Source organism: Gammaproteobacteria bacterium (genome assembly GCA_021647245.1).
Taxonomy (GTDB): domain Bacteria; phylum Pseudomonadota; class Gammaproteobacteria; order RBG-16-57-12; family RBG-16-57-12; genus JAFLJP01.
Genome location: JAKIVC010000012.1, coordinates 1 through 17493, shown reverse-complemented (window position 1 = coordinate 17493; position 17493 = coordinate 1). Strand labels below are relative to the sequence as shown.

The window sequence follows — 17493 nt, the reverse complement described above, 5'->3', positions numbered from 1 at the left end:
GTGAATGGAACAGGAAATATTGGATACAACACAGCGGCAAATGGCGATTCGGGTAGAGAGGCTAAAAAGTGCCGATTTCAGTGCTTGGGATGGCTATGTATCGCAATCAGAGCGGTGCAGCCTGTACCATCACAGTGCAGCGCCAAAGATGATCAACCAGCTGTTTGGTCATCATAACTACTGCTTTCTCGCGAAAGATCAGGCAGGTAAGGTTGTGGGTGTACTGCCCATTATTCATATTAAAAGTATGCTGTTTGGAAACTACATGGTCTCTCTCCCCTATTTTAACTACGGGGGGGCGGTGGCTATTGACGAAAGCACCGAACAAGCCCTGATGGAGAGTGCCATTGAGCAGGGCAAGGCCCTCAATGTCAGCCATATCGAGTTCAGGGATGTGCAGGAGCGGCAATCAATACTACCTGCTCGACTCGACAAGGTTGCGATGTTGCTTGATCTGCCGGACGACCCCGATATCCTGTGGAAGGCGATTGGTGCCAAACGTCGTTCACAGATTAAACGCCCCATTCGCGAAGGCGTAGAAGTGCTGACTGGTAAAGGAGAGTTGCTCGATCAATTTTACGATGTCTTTGCGCGCAATATGCGCGACTTGGGGACACCGGTCTACGGTAAAAACTTCTTCCGGGCGATTATCGAAACTTTTTCAGATAGTGTCCACATTGTTATTGTACGCCATGAAGAGAAGCCTGTTGCCGCCGCATTTTTGCTGGGTTACAACGGACAGATGGAGATTCCTTGGGCATCCACCCTGCGGGAGGTTAATAAAATCGGTGTCAATATGTTCCTCTATTGGGAGGTGTTGAAGTATTCGATTGAACAGGGCTTTGATCAGTTTGATTTTGGGCGCTCATCCACTGATAGCGGAACCTTCCGCTTCAAAAAACAGTGGGGAGCAAAACCAAAGCAGCTCTATTGGCATTACTGGATGCGGGATGGCGGTGAGCTGCCTCAGCTTAATCCAAACAACCCTAAGTATCAGCTTGCGATTAAGATATGGCAAAAGCTGCCACTGGCTTTAACCAAGTTTTTAGGGCCGATGCTGGTTAAAAATTTACCTTGAAGGAATTGTATGTGCGGAATAGCGGGGATTGTTTATCACGACTCGGAACGCTCGGTATCTGAAAATGAAATTATGCGTATGGTTGCGCAGATAGATCACCGGGGGCCCGATGGATTAGGGTGTTATGTGAAAAACAACATCGGTCTGGGGCATGCCAGGTTGAGTATCATTGACTTGGAGGGCGGAAAACAGCCAATCCACAATGAAGATAGCTCTATCTGGGTGAGCTTTAATGGTGAAATATTTAATTTTGTTGAGCTTAGGGTTGAGTTAGAGGGGAAGGGGCATCACTTTTACACCCTGAGTGATACCGAGGTTATTGTGCACCTCTACGAAGAGTATGGTGATGATTTTGTGAATCACCTCAATGGTCAGTTTGCTATCGCTCTTTGGGATGCACCAAACAATACTCTGCTGCTGATTCGTGATCGCTTGGGAATTGTTCCACTTTTCTATCAACAGACCCATGAGCGGCTGGTTTTTGCATCCGAAGTTAAATCTATTCTCTCTACCTTCGATAGTTCACCAAGGCTGAACCTTTCAGCACTGGACCAGTTGATGACTTTTTGGTCGCCCGTGAGCCCGGGGTCGCTGTTTGAGGGCGTCAATGAAGTCACTCCGGGGGAGATACTAACCGTAAAAAACGGCGCGATCAGCTGCCGACGATACTGGGATTGGAGCTTCCCGGATGCTAGCGGAGAGTACCGAAGTGGCAGTGATGAGCAGCTTGCGGGCGAGCTGCACGACCTTCTGATTGATTCTACCCGGATTCGATTACGTTCAGACGTCCCGGTGGGTGCCTATCTCTCCGGTGGCCTGGATTCATCGGTGCTGGTATCGATTATTCACAACCACAGTGATGCCTACCTTCGGACATTCTCCATCGGTTTTGAAGAGTCTGGTCTGGATGAACAATCCTATCAGAATGACCTGATTCAACACCTAGGGGCTGACCATAGCCGTATTATCTGCTCAAACCGTGATGTGGCGGATAACTTTGTTGATACCATATGGCATACAGAAGCCCCTGTATTACGAACCGCACCGGTGCCGATGCGGCTACTCTCTGGTCTGGTGCGCCAGCAGGGCTACAAGGTGGTACTGACCGGCGAGGGTGCCGATGAAGTGCTGGGTGGGTACGATATTTTTAAAGAGACAAAGATCCGCCAGTTTTGGGCTAAAAACAGTGATTCAGCCTTTAGAGCCGCGCTGCTAAAACGCCTCTACCCCTACCTGGATGTATCCAAGCGGCAGGGGCAGGCTTATCTGAAAAACTTCTTTGGAATGGGGCTTGAACAACCCAATCTGGCCTATTTTTCTCATCTACCGCGTTGGGTCACCACCGCGAAATGTAAAGAGTTCTTTTCGGATGATTTAAAAAGTAAGCTAGCAGAAAACCCTTATGATATCATAGGGAATAGCTTGCCGAAGGCACTGCCCCGTTGGCACTCTTTTAATCGGGCTCAGTATATTGAAGCAAAATCTTTGATGGGAGGATACCTGCTCTGCTCTCAAGGGGACAGGATGTTGATGGCAAACTCGATTGAAGGGCGTTTTCCATTTTTGGATCACCGGGTGATTGAGTTTGCCAATCAATTGCATCCAAAGCTCAAAATGAAGGTTTTGAACGAGAAGTTTTTATTGAAAAAAGCGATGGGGAAATACCTCCCATCTAATATCGTAAAGCGCTATAAACAGCCTTACCGTGCCCCCGATATCGCCGCTTTCAGTCATGAAGGCAGGTTGCCGGGTTATGTCGAAGAGCTGCTCTCAGAATCAACAGTGAAACGTTTTGGCTATTTTGATCCGAAAAGGACTCAGCTATTGGTTAAGAAAGTGAAAAAAGGGCGGGCTATCGGGCATAAGGATAATATGGCCTTTATCGGCATACTCTCTACGCAGATATGGCACAGCCTGTTCATTGAGCAGTTTCATGAGAAGTTTTCAGTTAAATAATATTAAATTTAATAGGTGAATCTATGAGCGTGGAAAATAAGGTAAAAGAGTATATTCTGGAAAACTATCTATTTACCGACGATATGTCAGCATTGGGTGATGATGATTCATTCATTGAGAAAGGAATTATTGATTCGACCGGAATTCTAGAGGTTATCTTTTTTCTGGAGGAGACCTTTGGCATTGCAGTGGAAGATGATGAGATGATTCCTGAAAACTTTGATTCTGTAAATAACATTGCTGCTTTTATAAGCAAAAAAACAGCAAGCTAAATTAAATAAATTCATTGTTAGTGAATTTAAAAGTGGTTCGTAGAAGGGCGGAATTATCATGGATATGTTAAAAATAGATGAGCAGGCAGAAGTTAAACAAATTGCAGATCGATTGATTGAGCTGCTAAGAAATAAACTACATCGCCGTGGTTTGGTGGTCGGAATCTCAGGCGGGGTTGATAGCGCGGTTTGTACCGCGCTTTGTGTTGAGGCGCTGGGCGCCAAGCGGGTCTTTGGTATTTTAATGCCGGAACATGACTCATCTTCACAGAGCGTCTCTTACGGCCAGTTGGTGGTGGATAAATATGGGCTGGATCATATGATGGAAAATATTGGCCCTACACTGGAAGCGATCGGTTGCTACCGCTGGCGAGATGAGGCGATTCGAAAACTATTTCCGGAGTACAGTGATGATTGGAAGTGCAAAATAGCCATCGCCGGTCAGAAACAGGGGACGATTAATCACTTCAATCTGGTAGTACAGTCCCCATCGGGCGAAATCTCAGAAAAACGCATGGGCCTAAAAGAGTATTTGCAGGTAGTGGCTGCCACCAACTATAAACAGCGTATTCGCAAAACAGTAGAATATTTTCATGCCGATCGATTAAATTATGCGGTTGTGGGTACCCCCAATCGAGTTGAATATGACCAAGGCTTTTTCGTGAAAAATGGCGATGGCTCAGCTGATGTAAAGCCGATTGCCCATCTCTATAAAACTCAGGTCTATGCACTGGCCCGATATCTGGGGCTGCCAGAGGAGATCTGCAACTCTACACCTTCAACAGACACCTACAGCATGCCACAGGGGCAGGATGAGTTTTACTACGCACTGCCCTATGACAAGATGGATATCGCTCTGTGGAGTTACAACCATAATGTGCCCGCTGCTGAGCTGGCCACCGCGCTCTCTACAGATGAAGACCACGCTAATTTCATCTATAAGGATATTGAGGCCAAGCGCGCCGCTACCCGCTATCATCACATGAAGCCGCTGTTGCTCGAAGAGGTGGGGATAGGTAGTTAAATGTCGTATAAGTTAAAGGGCGTTGTTGTCTGGCTGATGCATTTGCTGACATGGCCGCTTTCCATCTCAAGTTGGCTTATCTACAAGCTATTTGGCTCTGAAGAGATGTTCAGCTTCTCTGCGAAGTTGCTCAGTCTGGTACCGGGGAAAATAGGCCAATATCTTCGAACCTCGTTCTATTGCGTTACCCTTACTGAATGTAAATATGACTTGGTGGTTGGTTTTGCCTCTTTTTTTGCCCATCCCACTGCCAGCGCTGGGCGCGGTGTTGTGATCGGCAGTTTTTCAATCATCGGCTCTGCTGACCTAGGAAATAATATTCTTGTCTCAAGCAGGGTTTCCATTATGGGGGGGAAATACCAACATGATATGGAAAACGAAGGAAATACGACTTCCCAAGTTAATTATAAAATGATAAAGATTGGCAATGAGACTTGGCTGGGTGAAGGCAGCTTAGTGATGGCCGATATTGAAGGTGATAGCACGGTTTCTGCGGGTAGTGTCGTTACCAAGCCGATGCCAGCGAAAACCATTGCTATTGGTAATCCAGCACGTTTTTTAAAAAAGGAGGCAACCGTTGTATCTAAAAAATAAATTTAACGTATTTCTTTTTGTTATGGGTAGCTTATTCATGGCGAGTGTTTCTATGGCCGTGGAGGATAAGATGCCAGATAACGATATCAATGTAGTACTTGTCGGCGCCTCAATTGGCAATGGTTGGAAGTTTGATGAGCTTGCTGAACGTGTCGATGCCGATGGTTTTAATCTGGAATTTGTGGCTATTTATGATTCATTCGATAAGTCATCCGCAATAGATGAGCTTATCAGTCGCAACGAACTTCCCGATGTGGTCATCATAAAAGAGTGTTCAGTCTATTTCCCGGGAGATATCGCTGATTATAAAAAGAAAATCACGCAATGGACAGCGCAACTGGCTGAAAAGAACATTGATGTCGTGTTTGCGACCTCAGTACCCGTCAGTGAGCAAACTGGCCTAACAAGCAAAATAAAAAGCGTGATTAAAGGCGTGATGGGTAAGCCCAACAAAATGAAACAACTCACCGCCTACAATGACTGGTTACGCGAAGTTGCTGAAAAGCAGGGGTTGGCGGTGCTGGATTTAGAGGCGGCACTGCGTGTTTCAAATGAAAATCGCTATATGGATCCTAAGTATGACCGGGGAGACCATGTGCATTTGAATCCTGAAGCCTATAAAGCTTTGGATCAGGTAGGTGGCGACTTTTTATCGAAAATTAAGGCCGATCGCTCAGAAAAGTGATTTGTTTTAGCCACTTAATTTAAGTAACAGGCGTTTAGATTTTGACAGACAGGAAGTGGATCATTTTTTTTGGTGAGGATTGGGGCAGGCACCATAGTACAGGGCAATATTTAGCCAAGGAGCTGGAGAAAGAGGGTTACCATATTTTGTGGGTTAACTCATTGGGAATGAGAGCGCCCAAGCTCAATCTGGGGGATGCCAAGCGTATTGTTAGCAAGCTTAAAGAGTCTGTTTTTGATCGAAAAAAGGCTGCGGTAGGTGAAAATGAAGAGCAAAAAAATATTCATGTCATCACTCCCATTACAATCCCCCTCTTCAAATATAGTCTGGTCAGGTGGATAAACCGGCAGATACTCAAACGTCTCTTTAGAAAGGCCTATCTACACTATAATATTGCGGAACCCTATGTTATTACGGCCTGCCCCTCGACCACGGTTGTGTTGGATGATCTTCCCGCTAAAGTCAAAGCGTACTACTGCGCTGATGAATATGCTTCAATTGCAGGCATGGATGCGACACTTGTTCAGCAGCTTGAAGATAAGTTGTTAAAACAGGTGGAGGTGGTCTTGGTGACGGCAAGGGCGCTGCAGGAGCAGAAACAATCCAAGCACGAACATGTTTATTATCTTCCTCACGGTGTAGATTACCCGCACTTTTGTAAAGCGCTTCAGTTTTCCCGTGAAACCCCTCACGAGATGAAACTGTTTTCGCGGCCCATTGTCGGTTTTGTTGGCCTGATTGGTGAACATATTGACCTGGATCTACTCAATTACACGGCCAAAGAACTGCCTGAATATAGCTTTGTCATGATAGGTCCTGTTGAAGAGGGTATCGAGGTGCCTCAGGCGGGCAATATTCACTACCTGGGGATGAAACCATTCGATGAGTTACCCCAATATATTGCACATTTCGATGTTGCCATCTTGCCCTATGCAAACACTCGGAGAAATCAATTTGCCAATCCAACTAAGGTCCGTGAGTACCTGGCTGCGGGGTCCCCTGTGGTTTGCACAAATCAACAAGAAGTGAAAAATATTGATAGTGCCGTATTTGTGGCGACAACTGCGGATGAATTTGTCAGTGAAATTCGAAAGGTAGTTGCCGGTGGTTATTTGCCATCTAAACAGGCGATCTCCGACACCATGAAAAATCAGACATGGTCAGCGAGATCTGCTGAGATGATTTCATACCTGAAATCATGTGATGAGTGACAGGGGGGGGGTTGATGTGTGGTCATATGATGTTTGTTTGTGGGGTAATCCTTAAGTGAGTTTTTATTGTGTGCCAGCAGTTGGAATGACTCATGGGATGGGCAGCGTTGTCGGTGCCTTACTCTCCTCGTTAATGAACAAAAACTCTGAAATGAAGCCTGAGCTGTTTGGCGGCTGTGCTGTTTATGACTATTGCAGTGGCAAGGCGGCGCTGGTTACAGCACTCAGAGTGCTTGCGAAACTGAAAAAAGACAAGTGCGAGGTTGTTGTGCCAGCCTACACTTGCTATTCCGTTGCCGCCTCTATTGAAGAGGCAGGCCTAAAAATGGTGCTCAGTGATGTGGTGCCAGAGACCCTTGATTTCGATTATCAGAAATTAAAATCGGTTGTTCATGATAAAACATTGTGCATTATTTCAACCCACTTTTTCAGTAAAAGTGCGGACATCGATCAGGCACGCAAACTGGCAGATAGTGTTGGTGCATATTTGGTCGAAGATGCAGCACAGTCAGGTATTGATCCAGAGCGAGGGGTGATGACTTCTGACATCATCGTCTATAGCTTTGGCCGTGGCAAACCAATTAGCACAAATGGTGGTGGTATCTTGGCAGTAAGTTGTGATGAAATCAGTGCGGAGCTTACATCTCGTCATAAAGTGATGCCTATGCCAGGTCGGATCCGAGAGCTTAAATCTGCGTTGATGATGCTGATGAATGATCTGTTGATTCAACCCTCCATTTTCTGGCTGCCTGCCAGACTACCGTTCCTTGGCATAGGAAGAACGGTCTATCCCGATTATATCTCCATGGAAAGAATGGGGCGGCTTAGAGTGTTATTGCTTCAGAGGCTGTTGAAGAGGTTACCCACATTAAAGGCATCTCGGAGAGAGTGCGCTGGTTTTTATTTTAATAGGCTAAAAAAATGTGGGCGTGTTTCATTGTTGGCTCACTTGGAAAAGAGTGAATCATTTCCAATCAGGTTTCCGTGCTACCTTGAGGGTGATATTGAGCTGTCGAGAAAAAATAAATCACTTTCGGGTAGGGAGCTGGGAATATCACAAATGTACCCTCAGGGGTTGCATAAGCTGAAGGAAATTAAGGGGTTTTGCCTGAATTATGGTGACGATTTTCCCGGTGCTGATTTTGTCTCAAATCATTTAGTCACATTGCCGACACATTTACTTGTGAACGCATCAGTACGTCGTCAAGTTGTTGCTTGGCTTGTTGGAGAGTAACGTGGTTGATAACTCACAAGAAAGTCAAGTTTCACGTTTTGCCCTTTATGCGGTGGCTATGTACTTATTTGTGACGCTGGGGCGCCTGCACGAGCTTTTTCCATTTTTGATGTACCTCCCCATAGGTAAAATAACGGTAGCGGTAGTGCTGCTGGCGGTGCTGTTTATGAAGCCAATCAAGCAAAGCCCAAGCATCAAACCGCCAAATAAAATAGTGGTACTGTGTATTATCTATCTTCTTTTGGCTGTTCTGAGCGTAACGGTATCGGTCTATAAAGCAAGAAGTTTTGAGTTACTAACTGGCCCACTTCTAGGTACATCGATTTTGCTCTATGCATTGGTTAAAACCACGCGTGATATTAAATCACTCTCTTTTTATGTGAAGTGCTTTGCCTTTAGCGGAGCGACGCTAGCCTACACAACGGTCACGTTGGGGGCGACGGGAAGGCTGAGCGTGGGTATGACATTTGACCCCAATGATTTGGCCATGGTGTTAGTCACGATTTTACCACTAGTGGTTATGCTGTTTATTATGGCTCGCGCCCGCACTAAGCTTCTCTACGGCGGTGTTGTTGCCATTATGCTCTTTGCTATTGTGCTGACGGGTTCAAGGGGAGGATTCCTTGGCCTGGTTGCCGTAGCAGGTTATTTGCTGTTAGTACGCCTTCCTACTCAAACGAAGGAGAAAAAGCCGCGCCTCTCCTTTAAAAAAATAGTGCTTATCTTATCAGCGGTCGCCGCCTTGGCAATGTTTTCCAGCGATGAATACTGGGGCCGTATCGCAACGATCTTTAACCCCTCAGATGATTATAATGTAACTTCTGAGCGCGGACGTTTGGCAATTTGGGGGGATGGGATTGAGTTGATTCTCCAGTATCCCTATGGTGTTGGGGCGGGTGCGTTCGGTGCAGCACAGGGTATGATTCTTGGCGGAAGTTACCAAACAGCGCACAATACTCTGATTCAAGTGGGGGCCGAGTTGGGTCTATTGGGTCTGTTTATCTTTCTGTGGCTCTACCTTCGGTCAATTAAAGTGTTGACGGTAGCAGGGGGCTATAAAGGGGAGGACGCTTTGGAGTTTCAATGTTATCTCATTGGGTTCAAAGGGGCCTTGCTTGGCTGCTTTGTGACCAGTTTTTTTCTATCACAGGCGTACTCAACTTTATTATTTTCCCTTTTTATTCTCACGCACTGCATTGGTGTTATTGCATATAAAAATAAACTTGATACGGCTGAGGGTAATGTGGCGGCTGGAGCGACAAGAGCAAGGTATAGAAGTGGCTAAATTAGTAAAGGTAGACTCTCTGTGAGTGGATCTGGTCAAGTATTGAAGAAGTTGATATCGCACTCTGCAATATATTGGTTTGCGATTATGCTTTCAAAAATGATTGGTTTTTTGCTGATCCCGCTCTATACGCGTTATTTGGAGCCAGTGGATTATGGTATGCTGGAGATGTTGGTGTTGACCGTAGATGTCCTCTCACTGGTGCTAGGCCTCCAACTCATACATGCAGTAGCCAAGTTTCATGACGCGGCAGAAACCCCTGAAGCGAAGCGTCGGGTGATAAGTACTTCAATCCTTATGGTTGCGGTGCTAGCGATTCTTTTTTATGTAAGCTTGAGTTTTTTTGCCGACAATCTATCATCGCTAATTTTTGATAGTACCGAGTTCGCATATCTTTTCCAGACGATCTTTATCACCTCTGTTTTTGGTATAATTACCCAGATTCCATTGTTATACATTCGAATCCAAGATAGAAGCAAGCTGTTTGTGGTCATTACATTAATACAAGTGCTGCTAACGGTCTGCCTTACCATCTGGATGGTGGTATTTCTCGAAATGTCTGTGTTTGGTGTGTTGTTGGCAAATGCTATCGTTTCGGGGTTTGTCTGTTTGGCCTTGTTGTATTCGACGATAAAATCGGTTGGCATTAAACATGATGTTGCTGTTGCAAAAGAGATGGTTATTTATAGCGCGCCACTAATCCCTGGAGTGATAGGGCTGTTTGTTCTGAATTCATCGGATCGATTTTTCCTGAATGAATTAGGAAGCCTGGAAGAGGTTGGGCTATATGCTATAGGTTATAAGTTTGGTTTTTTAATTAGCCCACTATTGATTGGGCCTTTTTTATTGGTTTGGAGCGCCAAAATGTTTGAGGTGTATCGCCACCCAGATCGGGATGAGGTTTTAAACAAGGTTTTATCTGGGCTTGGTTTTTTGCTGGTTTTTTGCGCATTAGGCTTGTCAATATTTATAGAAGAGGTGTTGCAGTTGATGACAACGCCCCAATATTATGCGGCGGCGGTGGTTGTTCCCTTTATTGCATTTGCTTATGTGATGAGTGGCTTGGCGCGTGTTATGGCAACACCTCTTTATGCAGAAAAGAAAACAGGGGCTATTGGGTATATTCATTCGTCGGCGGCGGTTGTTTGTCTTATTCTCAATTATATTCTTATTCAGCAGTATGGGATTGTGGGTGCGGCAGTGGCGACGCTGCTTTCCTTCTCATACGTATTGATTGTAACGTTTGTCGTTTCTCAGCGGTTCTCTACAGTTCGTTGGGAGTGGCGTGGTATGGTTAAGTTGATTGTTGTTGCTGTGCTGGTTATCGGCTTGGGGCGGTTAATCGTTTTGGATTCACTATTACTCAATTTGCTCTACAAAAGTACCTTGATGGTAACTTTTCTAGTGGTGCTGGTGCTGGTGGGATTTGTAAAGCTGCATGATATTAAGGCTGTTGTTGTGATGATTCAAAAGCGTCAGTCGAAAAAAGGGTAGTTAAAGAGTTTTTAGAATATGAAACTTCTGCGAGAGAGTAATAGCTTGCTATTGGAGCTTTGGTTGTTTTTACCCTCCATTCATCTCGTGCATAGGTCTTAATATGGTGCTTTCAGCTGATTTCTAAGATAAATTCCAGTATCATTCAGTTTCGGTAGTGTCGCAGTGAATAATTGAAAAACGAGTGGATATTAAAGGTGGTAACAATGGATAAGACTTTTTTGTTGACCGGGGGGCTGGAGCGTAGAAAAAATGCAAATCATGGTGATGGTCGGGGGTTTGAGTCAGCAAAATTATTGCGCCTGAATATGAACTCAAAAACATTGACTGATCTCGTTGTGCTCGATGATGCAAAAATCAATTACCCTGATGAGTCGCCAAATTTTCTTTTTACTGCAGCAACATTAGATGGCGATAGTTTATGGCTATGCACTGAGACGGAGATATTTGAGTACTCATATCCTGAATTGAAGTTGAAACGTACGGCCTCATACCCTTGTTTTCAAAACGTCCATCATGTTACGCCTATCGGTACTAAAATAGGAGTCGTCTCAACGGGGCTGGATCTTGTTGCCATTCTTTCAAGAGAAACGCTTGCCTTGGAGCGGGTTATTAATGTCGAGGATAAGGATCCATGGCACAGATATGACAGTACTGTTGATTACAGGAAAATTCACTCAACCAAACCCCACGACTGTCACCCTAATTTCTTGCTTTATTTAAACAATAGTATCTGGGTGACGCGCCTAGTGCAGAAAGATGTGGTTAATCTTGAAGATTTCACTCAAAAAATAGATATAGGTGGGGCTGGTATTCATGATGGACACTTGATTGGAGACTTCCTCTATTTTACGTGTGTGTACGGTGAGATTGTGATCGTTGATGTGAGGACGTTCAAGGTTGTTGAACGAGTTGACCTCAAACAGATTGAAGGCGTTAATAGGCCGCTAGGGTGGTGTCGTGGACTAGCGATAGAGAAGAATGTGGCTTACGTGGCATTTAGTCACCTACGTCCTACCAAAGTGAAAGAAAATATCAGTTGGACACGTGATATCTTAAGTGGACGTTCGCATATTACTAAAACACGTATTGTGGCTTATGATCTTGAGAAAAAATGCAAGATAGACGAGTTTATTCTTCCTCCCGGATCCATTAATGCTATTTACAGCATTATTTGTGAGCCAACCCAAAATAAATGACTGGCTAATAGAGTTGACAGCAAGGATTGTTGCAGGCTGAGCGTGATTGTTATTAGTTGATGCTTCTAATGGGGTGCATCGTATCTATTAGATAGGGAATGTATGCTGATGATATTGTTGGTTCTTTTTTTATGCAGTTTATTTTTACTGTGTTACATGTACTTTTTCTATCCTCTGAGCTTGTGGTTAGTGGGCTTTTTTGTAAAAAATAGCCCGCCTCATAGTGGTGAGTTGCCAAGTGTCAGCTTGATTATTGCGGCATATAACGAAGAGAAATATATAGGCAGAAAAATTGAAAATGCGCTGTCTCAAAAATACCCACATGAGAAGCTGCAGATAATCGTAATCTCTGATGGATCAAGTGACAGAACACTGGAGATTGCAGAGAGCTTTGACGATGAGCGCCTTACGGTGCTTGAAGTGACGGATCGAATGGGTAAAGCAAATGCGCTTAACCAGGGGTTAAAGCGGGTAGCCGGTGATGTAATTGTCTTTACTGATGCCAATGTATTTTTTGAGTCTGATGCTGTTGAAAAGTTAGCGAGCTGTTTTTCTGATGAGTTATGTGGTGCGGTCAGTGGGCGGGTTGAGCTAGTTGCAATGGAGAGTGGCGAGCCCTTGGGTGAAGGTGCTTATATGAAATATGAGCGATTTATCCAGAAGAGTGAGTCTAAAGTACATACCATGGTGGGTATTGACGGGGGAATGTTTGCGATTAGAAGACGCTTTGTCAATGGCGTTCCAATCAATATTATTCTGGACGACTTCTACTTGGCAATGAGAGTGCTAGCGAACAGAAGCCGGATCATCTATGAGCCTAAAGCAGTGGCTGAGGAGCTGGTGCCTGCCTCAGTAGCTCAGGAATTTCGCCGCAAAACTCGAATTGCGGCGGGTGGATTTCAGATATTAAGACACATTGAGTTTCTCAAGCGCCCATTTAGCAATATTACCGCCACAATATTCTTTATTTCACATAAGTTTCTACGTTGGTTGTCACCATTTTTTATGATTACGCTTTTCGTTAGCAATGCCTTCTTGTTGGCAGAGGGTAAGTTTTTCACTCTATTTTTCTTTTTTCAGGTGGCGTTCTATTTTCTGGCGGTGATTGGCGCACTGTTGCCTAGTTTACGTGAGCGTACAGTTGTCTATATCCCATACTATTTTTCAGCTGTAAATGCGGCGTTTTTTATTGGCTTCTGGAAGAATTTATTGGGTACGCAAAAGGTAACCTGGTCTCGAGTAGACCGTTAGAGTGAATTTTTTAACAGGCGTATGGTAATGATAAAAAAGCTACTGAACAAAATACGTAAACGAGAGACCCCCTTTTGGGAGGGTGTCTACAAGGCTGGAAAGCGGTTACGAAAAATAAATATGCCGGTAATTTGGCCTCTGCACAAGTTCTTGGCGGGGGAGCGCCGTTCACGGCTTGCACTTTGGGATAAATTCACTTGTTTTTTTTATTATGAGCCTTTATTCAAAACGTGTTGTAAAAGCTGCGGCTCAGGGTTGCATTTAATTGGCGGTATGCCGCAAGTGAATGATTTACTGTCGCTTCGTGTGGGAAATGGCGTGACGATGCACGGTGCAGCAACCTTTGTTGGCAGTAAGGTCTACCCCCACCCTGAGCTTGTTGTTGGAGATAATACCCATTTGGGGTATCAAATGGGCATTGCGGTAGGAAGAAAAATCACTATTGGTAGTAATGTATTGATTGCCAATCGTGTTTCACTGGCAGGGTATGATCTGCACCCCCTGGACCCTGTCCGGCGCATTAATAATGAGTCACCCGACGAGAGTGGCTGTGGTGATATTGAGATTAAAGATTATGCGTGGATTGGAATGAATTGCTTGATTATGAAAGGAGTGACGGTTGGTAGGGCTTCGATTGTCGCTGCGGGTTCAGTGGTGACTAAGGATGTTCCTGATTTCTGTATCGTAGCGGGCAACCCGGCAAAGATTGTAAAAAGTCTGGATGAATATAGACACACGCTCGATGAAACCTAACGTTTTTATTATATTTGCGTCGAGGATCTTGAGTGGGCCTGGGAAAGGTCTGTTTCAATTTATTCGCCATGCCAAGGCGGGGCATGGCTTTGACTATGTGTTGGCTAACTTTACGAATAACATCGGATGCAAGTCAGAGTTTGCCGAGGTTGCTGAGAAAGAGGGTGCCAACTATCGATTGCTTTACCAGAAAGCAATGCTCGATCCAGCACTCATTAAGCAGGCGCTAAAGCTCTATCGGGATGAAAAGTGTAATATTATCCAGACCCATGGATATAAAGGGCATGTAATCGCTTATGTACTCTCTAGGCTGTTCGGGTTTAAGTGGATTGCTTGGGCGCATGGTTGGACTAATGAGAATGCTAAAGTTCGCTTTTACAATAAAATCGAACGCTTCTGCCTAAAAAGAGCAGATATAGCCGTTGCTGTTTCGCCAAAACTCTATGATCGTATTAGCAGCTTTCGTGGGGTGAAAAAAAGGACCTCAATGATTCTTAATGCGGTGGAGGAGGGTGAGCTGCCGGGTGAAATTGGCGGGGCTGCTACCCGTATCAAGCATGGCTTCAACAGTGATGATCTGGTGTTGGGGTGTTTTGGTCGGCTCAGCCCGGAAAAGGGGCAGGAGGTGTTGCTTGAAGCCTTTGCCCGGGTGACGCCAAAGCATTCCAAGGTAAAAGTGATGCTGGTGGGGGACGGTCAAGAGGGGGTAAGCCTCAAGGCGCTGGCAGAGCGGCTGGGAATTAGTAACCAGGTGGTGTTTTGTGGTTACCAGCGTGCGATGCAGGATTATTATGAGGCTGTAGATATAGTGGTCATGCCCTCGCATAGTGAGGGATTGCCTAACGTTGTATTGGAGGCGCAAGCAGCCAGAAAGCCCGTTATAGTGACTGATGTAGGCGGTGTTCGTGAAATTGTAGAGGATGGTGTTAATGGGCGAGTGGTGCCTGCGGGTGACCGTTTGGCGCTGGCTGAAGCCATTAGCGCAGTAGTCAGTAGTCGACAGCTGTGTGCTCAGTATGCGAAAAAAGGGTATGAGATGCTCTACCCTAAATTTTCACCAGCGCAGCGCGCCAAAAAAATTACCACACTCTACCAGGAGCTTCTTGAAAATGGATAACTGTGATGGGTGAAAAGAATCATAAACGAATCATGGAGGTTATCTATGCCTTCGAAATTGGTGGTTCAGGGCGCTTGGCTGCAGCGATTGCTGAAAAAATAAGCCAGCTTGGGGGGCAGTGTCTGTATCTGCCATCAATGGCGAAAATGGCCCGATTCACACCCAGTTGGAGAAAAGCAATATTCCCTGTTATGGCATGGGCGGTGGCACTTTTTCTGCCTTGGTCGTGAGGTATCGGTTTTATCAATTATTTAAACGAGTGAAGCCCGATGTGCTCCATATTACACAATTGATCCACTGTTATTAGCCAGCGAAACTGGCGGGTATTCCTCGATTGGTGGTGGCGAAACATGCAAGCTGCTCTCTTCGCATGGTTAAGAAGTTGAATCTGCTGGTCTTGCGGAGGCTATAACAATTACTCACTCTTAAAAGCGCATGAGCTGTATAAATTAATTACACTGGGTTCTTGGGATCAGCGAGACAAACGAAATATTCTTGGTGATGACCCCCGGAAAATTAAGCGCACGGGTCAACCCTATGTTGAGTATGGAGCAGGTGATTTTGAACTTGGGTATCTTGATACATGCACAGATTAAGATATTCCAGATAAGTAAGGCAAATAATTTTTTTGAAAATTGTCAAGGCAGGTGCTTTGCTTAAAGCAAAGGCTCGCTATTGATTTTAGTGTTAGTGCGCAAACATTACTTGAATTCAGGTTGGTAGACATGTCAGCATTGAAATATTACGCACAATCCTTTTGTATCTCGGATTTGGAGTCTGATCAGACTTAATCAGGATTTCCTTAGGTGTGGCTGCCAATAATAAAGTGCTAAAATTATAGGGAGACGATGTTTAAATTACTGAAAAAAAATGCTGAAAAAGTGTATTTAACGCTATTGATGCAATCATCGGTTCAGCGTTGCTTGTTACCTTTTGGGCATGAGCTTAGTCCTGATCGTTGGATATTTATTGTTGGTTGTTATAATTCGGGAACAACGCTTTTGGCAAGTGTTTTAAGAAAGCATCCCCTGTTGTCTGGCATGTTAAATGAGGGGGCATTTTTAACGGACGAGCTGCCATATCCGGAGCAAAAGGGTTGGCCTCGAATGTGGTCGCAATGTTTTGAGCATGTAAATATCGATCCCAATGAGCCTGGTGCAGCTGAGTCTGCGGAGAAAATAAAGCGAAACTGGTCGCTTTGGTATCCAAGTGATTCAAGAAATCTCATTGAAAAGTCTATCTCCAATTTAACCAGAATGCCATATCTCCAGGAATATTTTAAGCCGGCCTATTTTATTTATATTGTCCGGAATGGCTATGCTGTTTCGAAGGGGATTCAGCGCAAGGCTAACTATAAGCGCTGGGGTAGCCCATATAAAAATGGAGGGTATCCTATAGATTTATGTGCTGGACAGTGGCGTCTTTCAGATGAAATTGCTCAAGCAGATAAGGGGGGGCTAACCAATTTTTTAACGGTCACTTATGAGGATTTTACCGAACACCCAGTCGATACGCTGAATACGATTACCCAGTTTCTTGATATTTCACCAATGCCTATGGAAATTATTAGTAGAGGCTGGAGTGTTCATGAATTTAACTCCAAGATCATGAACATGAATGCACATAGTTTAGGGAAACTTTCTCCAAAAGACGTTGAGGCTATTGAGCGAGTTGCAGGTGGTGTTTTGGATAGTTATGGATATACATTTCCTAAGCGGGGTTGAGTAAAATATATTTACCCATTGTGGTATTTATCATCAGTAGTGTCCGGTTAGCTACTTGCATGCAAACTCTCCGAATTTCGAGAGTCTACGTCCCCAGGATTGGGTGGTGCAACCTGCGACTCTCGAGTTTCATTAAGAATTTTGGTTCGCAACTCTCTTACGCGCTTTATAGAAACGCACTCATCATGTTCCTCATGGCAGTAAATAGCCAACAGAAGATAAGTGATCAAGCCGGATAAAATTTGTACCATTAACCCATGCTCACTACGCGCAATAAGATGATAAACGCGCAGATGACGCTTCCACCCAGCAAAAAACGTTTCGATCTCCCAGCGTAGCTTATATACGAGGGCAACATCTTCAGCGGAAAGATCAAAGCGGCTGGTGGCGATCCAGTATTTTATTCCATCGACGGTGTACCCCACGAGTCGGAGTGGTTTTTGTGTCTGTTTTTTTCCTTCTTTCCCCAGCAGGACTTTGGCGTCATAAGTAAGCGCCAAATCAACCCCACCCTACCAACCTGAGCCATTTCCCTCCACCCTGTGATACTCAATCACCACGGAGCATAGAAATGAATGAAGCAGAAGCAGGCACGACAGCACTGACAGAGCGCCAG

16 protein-coding genes and 1 pseudogene are annotated in these 17493 nt (G+C 44.9%); 16 read left to right on the top strand and 1 reads right to left on the bottom strand.

Annotation, left to right across the window (positions count from 1 at the left end; translation table 11 throughout):
* The first annotated feature begins 4 nt into the window (after window positions 1–4).
* From L3J94_04860 to L3J94_04785, 16 genes are all read left to right on the top strand, one after another.
* Window positions 5–1078 carry a FemAB family PEP-CTERM system-associated protein gene (locus tag L3J94_04860; GenBank protein MCF6218084.1) on the top strand — a complete coding sequence of 358 codons (1074 nt, stop codon included), beginning with the start codon at window positions 5–7 and terminating at the stop codon, window positions 1076–1078.
* Window positions 1079–1087: 9 nt separating this feature from the next.
* Window positions 1088–3034, top strand: a complete 1947-nt coding sequence (gene asnB / locus L3J94_04855) for an asparagine synthase (glutamine-hydrolyzing) (GenBank protein MCF6218083.1) — start codon at window positions 1088–1090, stop codon at window positions 3032–3034.
* A 23-nt stretch (window positions 3035–3057) separates the two neighbouring features.
* Window positions 3058–3306, top strand: coding sequence for an acyl carrier protein (locus L3J94_04850; GenBank protein MCF6218082.1), 249 nt, complete (start codon window positions 3058–3060; stop codon window positions 3304–3306).
* A gap of 58 nt (window positions 3307–3364) precedes the next feature.
* Window positions 3365–4330 carry an NAD(+) synthase gene (nadE, locus tag L3J94_04845; protein ID MCF6218081.1) on the top strand — a complete coding sequence of 322 codons (966 nt, stop codon included), beginning with the start codon at window positions 3365–3367 and terminating at the stop codon, window positions 4328–4330.
* Window positions 4331–4924, top strand: a complete 594-nt coding sequence (locus tag L3J94_04840) for a hypothetical protein (protein ID MCF6218080.1) — start codon at window positions 4331–4333, stop codon at window positions 4922–4924.
* Window positions 4908–5609: an SGNH/GDSL hydrolase family protein gene (locus L3J94_04835; protein ID MCF6218079.1), complete on the top strand. Its 702-nt coding sequence runs from the start codon at window positions 4908–4910 to the stop codon at window positions 5607–5609. Before L3J94_04840 ends, L3J94_04835 begins: the two co-directional genes overlap by 17 nt.
* A gap of 41 nt (window positions 5610–5650) precedes the next feature.
* Window positions 5651–6820, top strand: a complete 1170-nt coding sequence (locus L3J94_04830; protein ID MCF6218078.1) for a glycosyltransferase — start codon at window positions 5651–5653, stop codon at window positions 6818–6820.
* An 85-nt stretch (window positions 6821–6905) separates the two neighbouring features.
* Window positions 6906–8054, top strand: coding sequence for a DegT/DnrJ/EryC1/StrS family aminotransferase (locus L3J94_04825; GenBank protein MCF6218077.1), 1149 nt, complete (start codon window positions 6906–6908; stop codon window positions 8052–8054).
* Between the two features lies 1 nt (window position 8055).
* Window positions 8056–9339, top strand: a complete 1284-nt coding sequence (locus L3J94_04820; protein ID MCF6218076.1) for an O-antigen ligase family protein — start codon at window positions 8056–8058, stop codon at window positions 9337–9339.
* An 87-nt stretch (window positions 9340–9426) separates the two neighbouring features.
* Complete coding sequence (locus tag L3J94_04815) at window positions 9427–10833, top strand: oligosaccharide flippase family protein (GenBank protein MCF6218075.1); 1407 nt, start codon at window positions 9427–9429, stop codon at window positions 10831–10833.
* A 206-nt stretch (window positions 10834–11039) separates the two neighbouring features.
* The gene (locus tag L3J94_04810) at window positions 11040–12032 is read left to right on the top strand and encodes a hypothetical protein (GenBank protein ID MCF6218074.1); all 993 of its coding nucleotides are present in this window, start codon (window positions 11040–11042) and stop codon (window positions 12030–12032) included.
* A 189-nt stretch (window positions 12033–12221) separates the two neighbouring features.
* Entirely contained in the window at window positions 12222–13283 is a 1062-nt protein-coding gene (locus tag L3J94_04805; GenBank protein MCF6218073.1) for a glycosyltransferase family 2 protein, read from the top strand.
* A gap of 27 nt (window positions 13284–13310) precedes the next feature.
* On the top strand, window positions 13311–14036 hold the full coding sequence (locus tag L3J94_04800; protein MCF6218072.1) for an acyltransferase: 726 nt from the start codon (window positions 13311–13313) through the stop codon (window positions 14034–14036).
* Entirely contained in the window at window positions 14026–15153 is a 1128-nt protein-coding gene (locus tag L3J94_04795; GenBank protein ID MCF6218071.1) for a glycosyltransferase family 4 protein, read from the top strand. Before L3J94_04800 ends, L3J94_04795 begins: the two co-directional genes overlap by 11 nt.
* A 5-nt stretch (window positions 15154–15158) precedes the next feature.
* Complete coding sequence (locus L3J94_04790; GenBank protein ID MCF6218070.1) at window positions 15159–15383, top strand: hypothetical protein; 225 nt, start codon at window positions 15159–15161, stop codon at window positions 15381–15383.
* 618 nt (window positions 15384–16001) lie between these two features.
* A complete protein-coding gene (locus tag L3J94_04785; GenBank protein ID MCF6218069.1) occupies window positions 16002–16877 on the top strand; it encodes a sulfotransferase in 876 nt (291 codons plus the stop codon).
* A gap of 128 nt (window positions 16878–17005) precedes the next feature.
* Here L3J94_04785 and L3J94_04780 read toward each other — a convergent pair.
* Window positions 17006–17371 (bottom strand): annotated as a pseudogene (locus tag L3J94_04780) (transposase).
* Between the last annotated feature and the right edge of the window lie 122 nt (window positions 17372–17493).

Bases quoted from the DNA above. Each gene is read 5' to 3' on its own strand.
- L3J94_04860 (MCF6218084.1), top strand. From the start codon at position 5: ATGGAACAGGAAATATTGGATACAACACAGCGGCAAATGGCGATTCGG.
- asnB (MCF6218083.1), top strand. From the start codon at position 1,088: ATGTGCGGAATAGCGGGGATTGTTTATCACGACTCGGAACGCTCGGTA.
- L3J94_04850 (MCF6218082.1), top strand. From the start codon at position 3,058: ATGAGCGTGGAAAATAAGGTAAAAGAGTATATTCTGGAAAACTATCTA.
- nadE (MCF6218081.1), top strand. From the start codon at position 3,365: ATGGATATGTTAAAAATAGATGAGCAGGCAGAAGTTAAACAAATTGCA.
- L3J94_04840 (MCF6218080.1), top strand. From the start codon at position 4,331: ATGTCGTATAAGTTAAAGGGCGTTGTTGTCTGGCTGATGCATTTGCTG.
- L3J94_04825 (MCF6218077.1), top strand. From the start codon at position 6,906: ATGACTCATGGGATGGGCAGCGTTGTCGGTGCCTTACTCTCCTCGTTA.
- L3J94_04815 (MCF6218075.1), top strand. From the start codon at position 9,427: ATGCTTTCAAAAATGATTGGTTTTTTGCTGATCCCGCTCTATACGCGT.
- L3J94_04810 (MCF6218074.1), top strand. From the start codon at position 11,040: ATGGATAAGACTTTTTTGTTGACCGGGGGGCTGGAGCGTAGAAAAAAT.
- L3J94_04800 (MCF6218072.1), top strand. From the start codon at position 13,311: ATGATAAAAAAGCTACTGAACAAAATACGTAAACGAGAGACCCCCTTT.
- L3J94_04795 (MCF6218071.1), top strand. From the start codon at position 14,026: ATGAAACCTAACGTTTTTATTATATTTGCGTCGAGGATCTTGAGTGGG.
- L3J94_04790 (MCF6218070.1), top strand. From the start codon at position 15,159: ATGGGTGAAAAGAATCATAAACGAATCATGGAGGTTATCTATGCCTTC.
- L3J94_04785 (MCF6218069.1), top strand. From the start codon at position 16,002: ATGTTTAAATTACTGAAAAAAAATGCTGAAAAAGTGTATTTAACGCTA.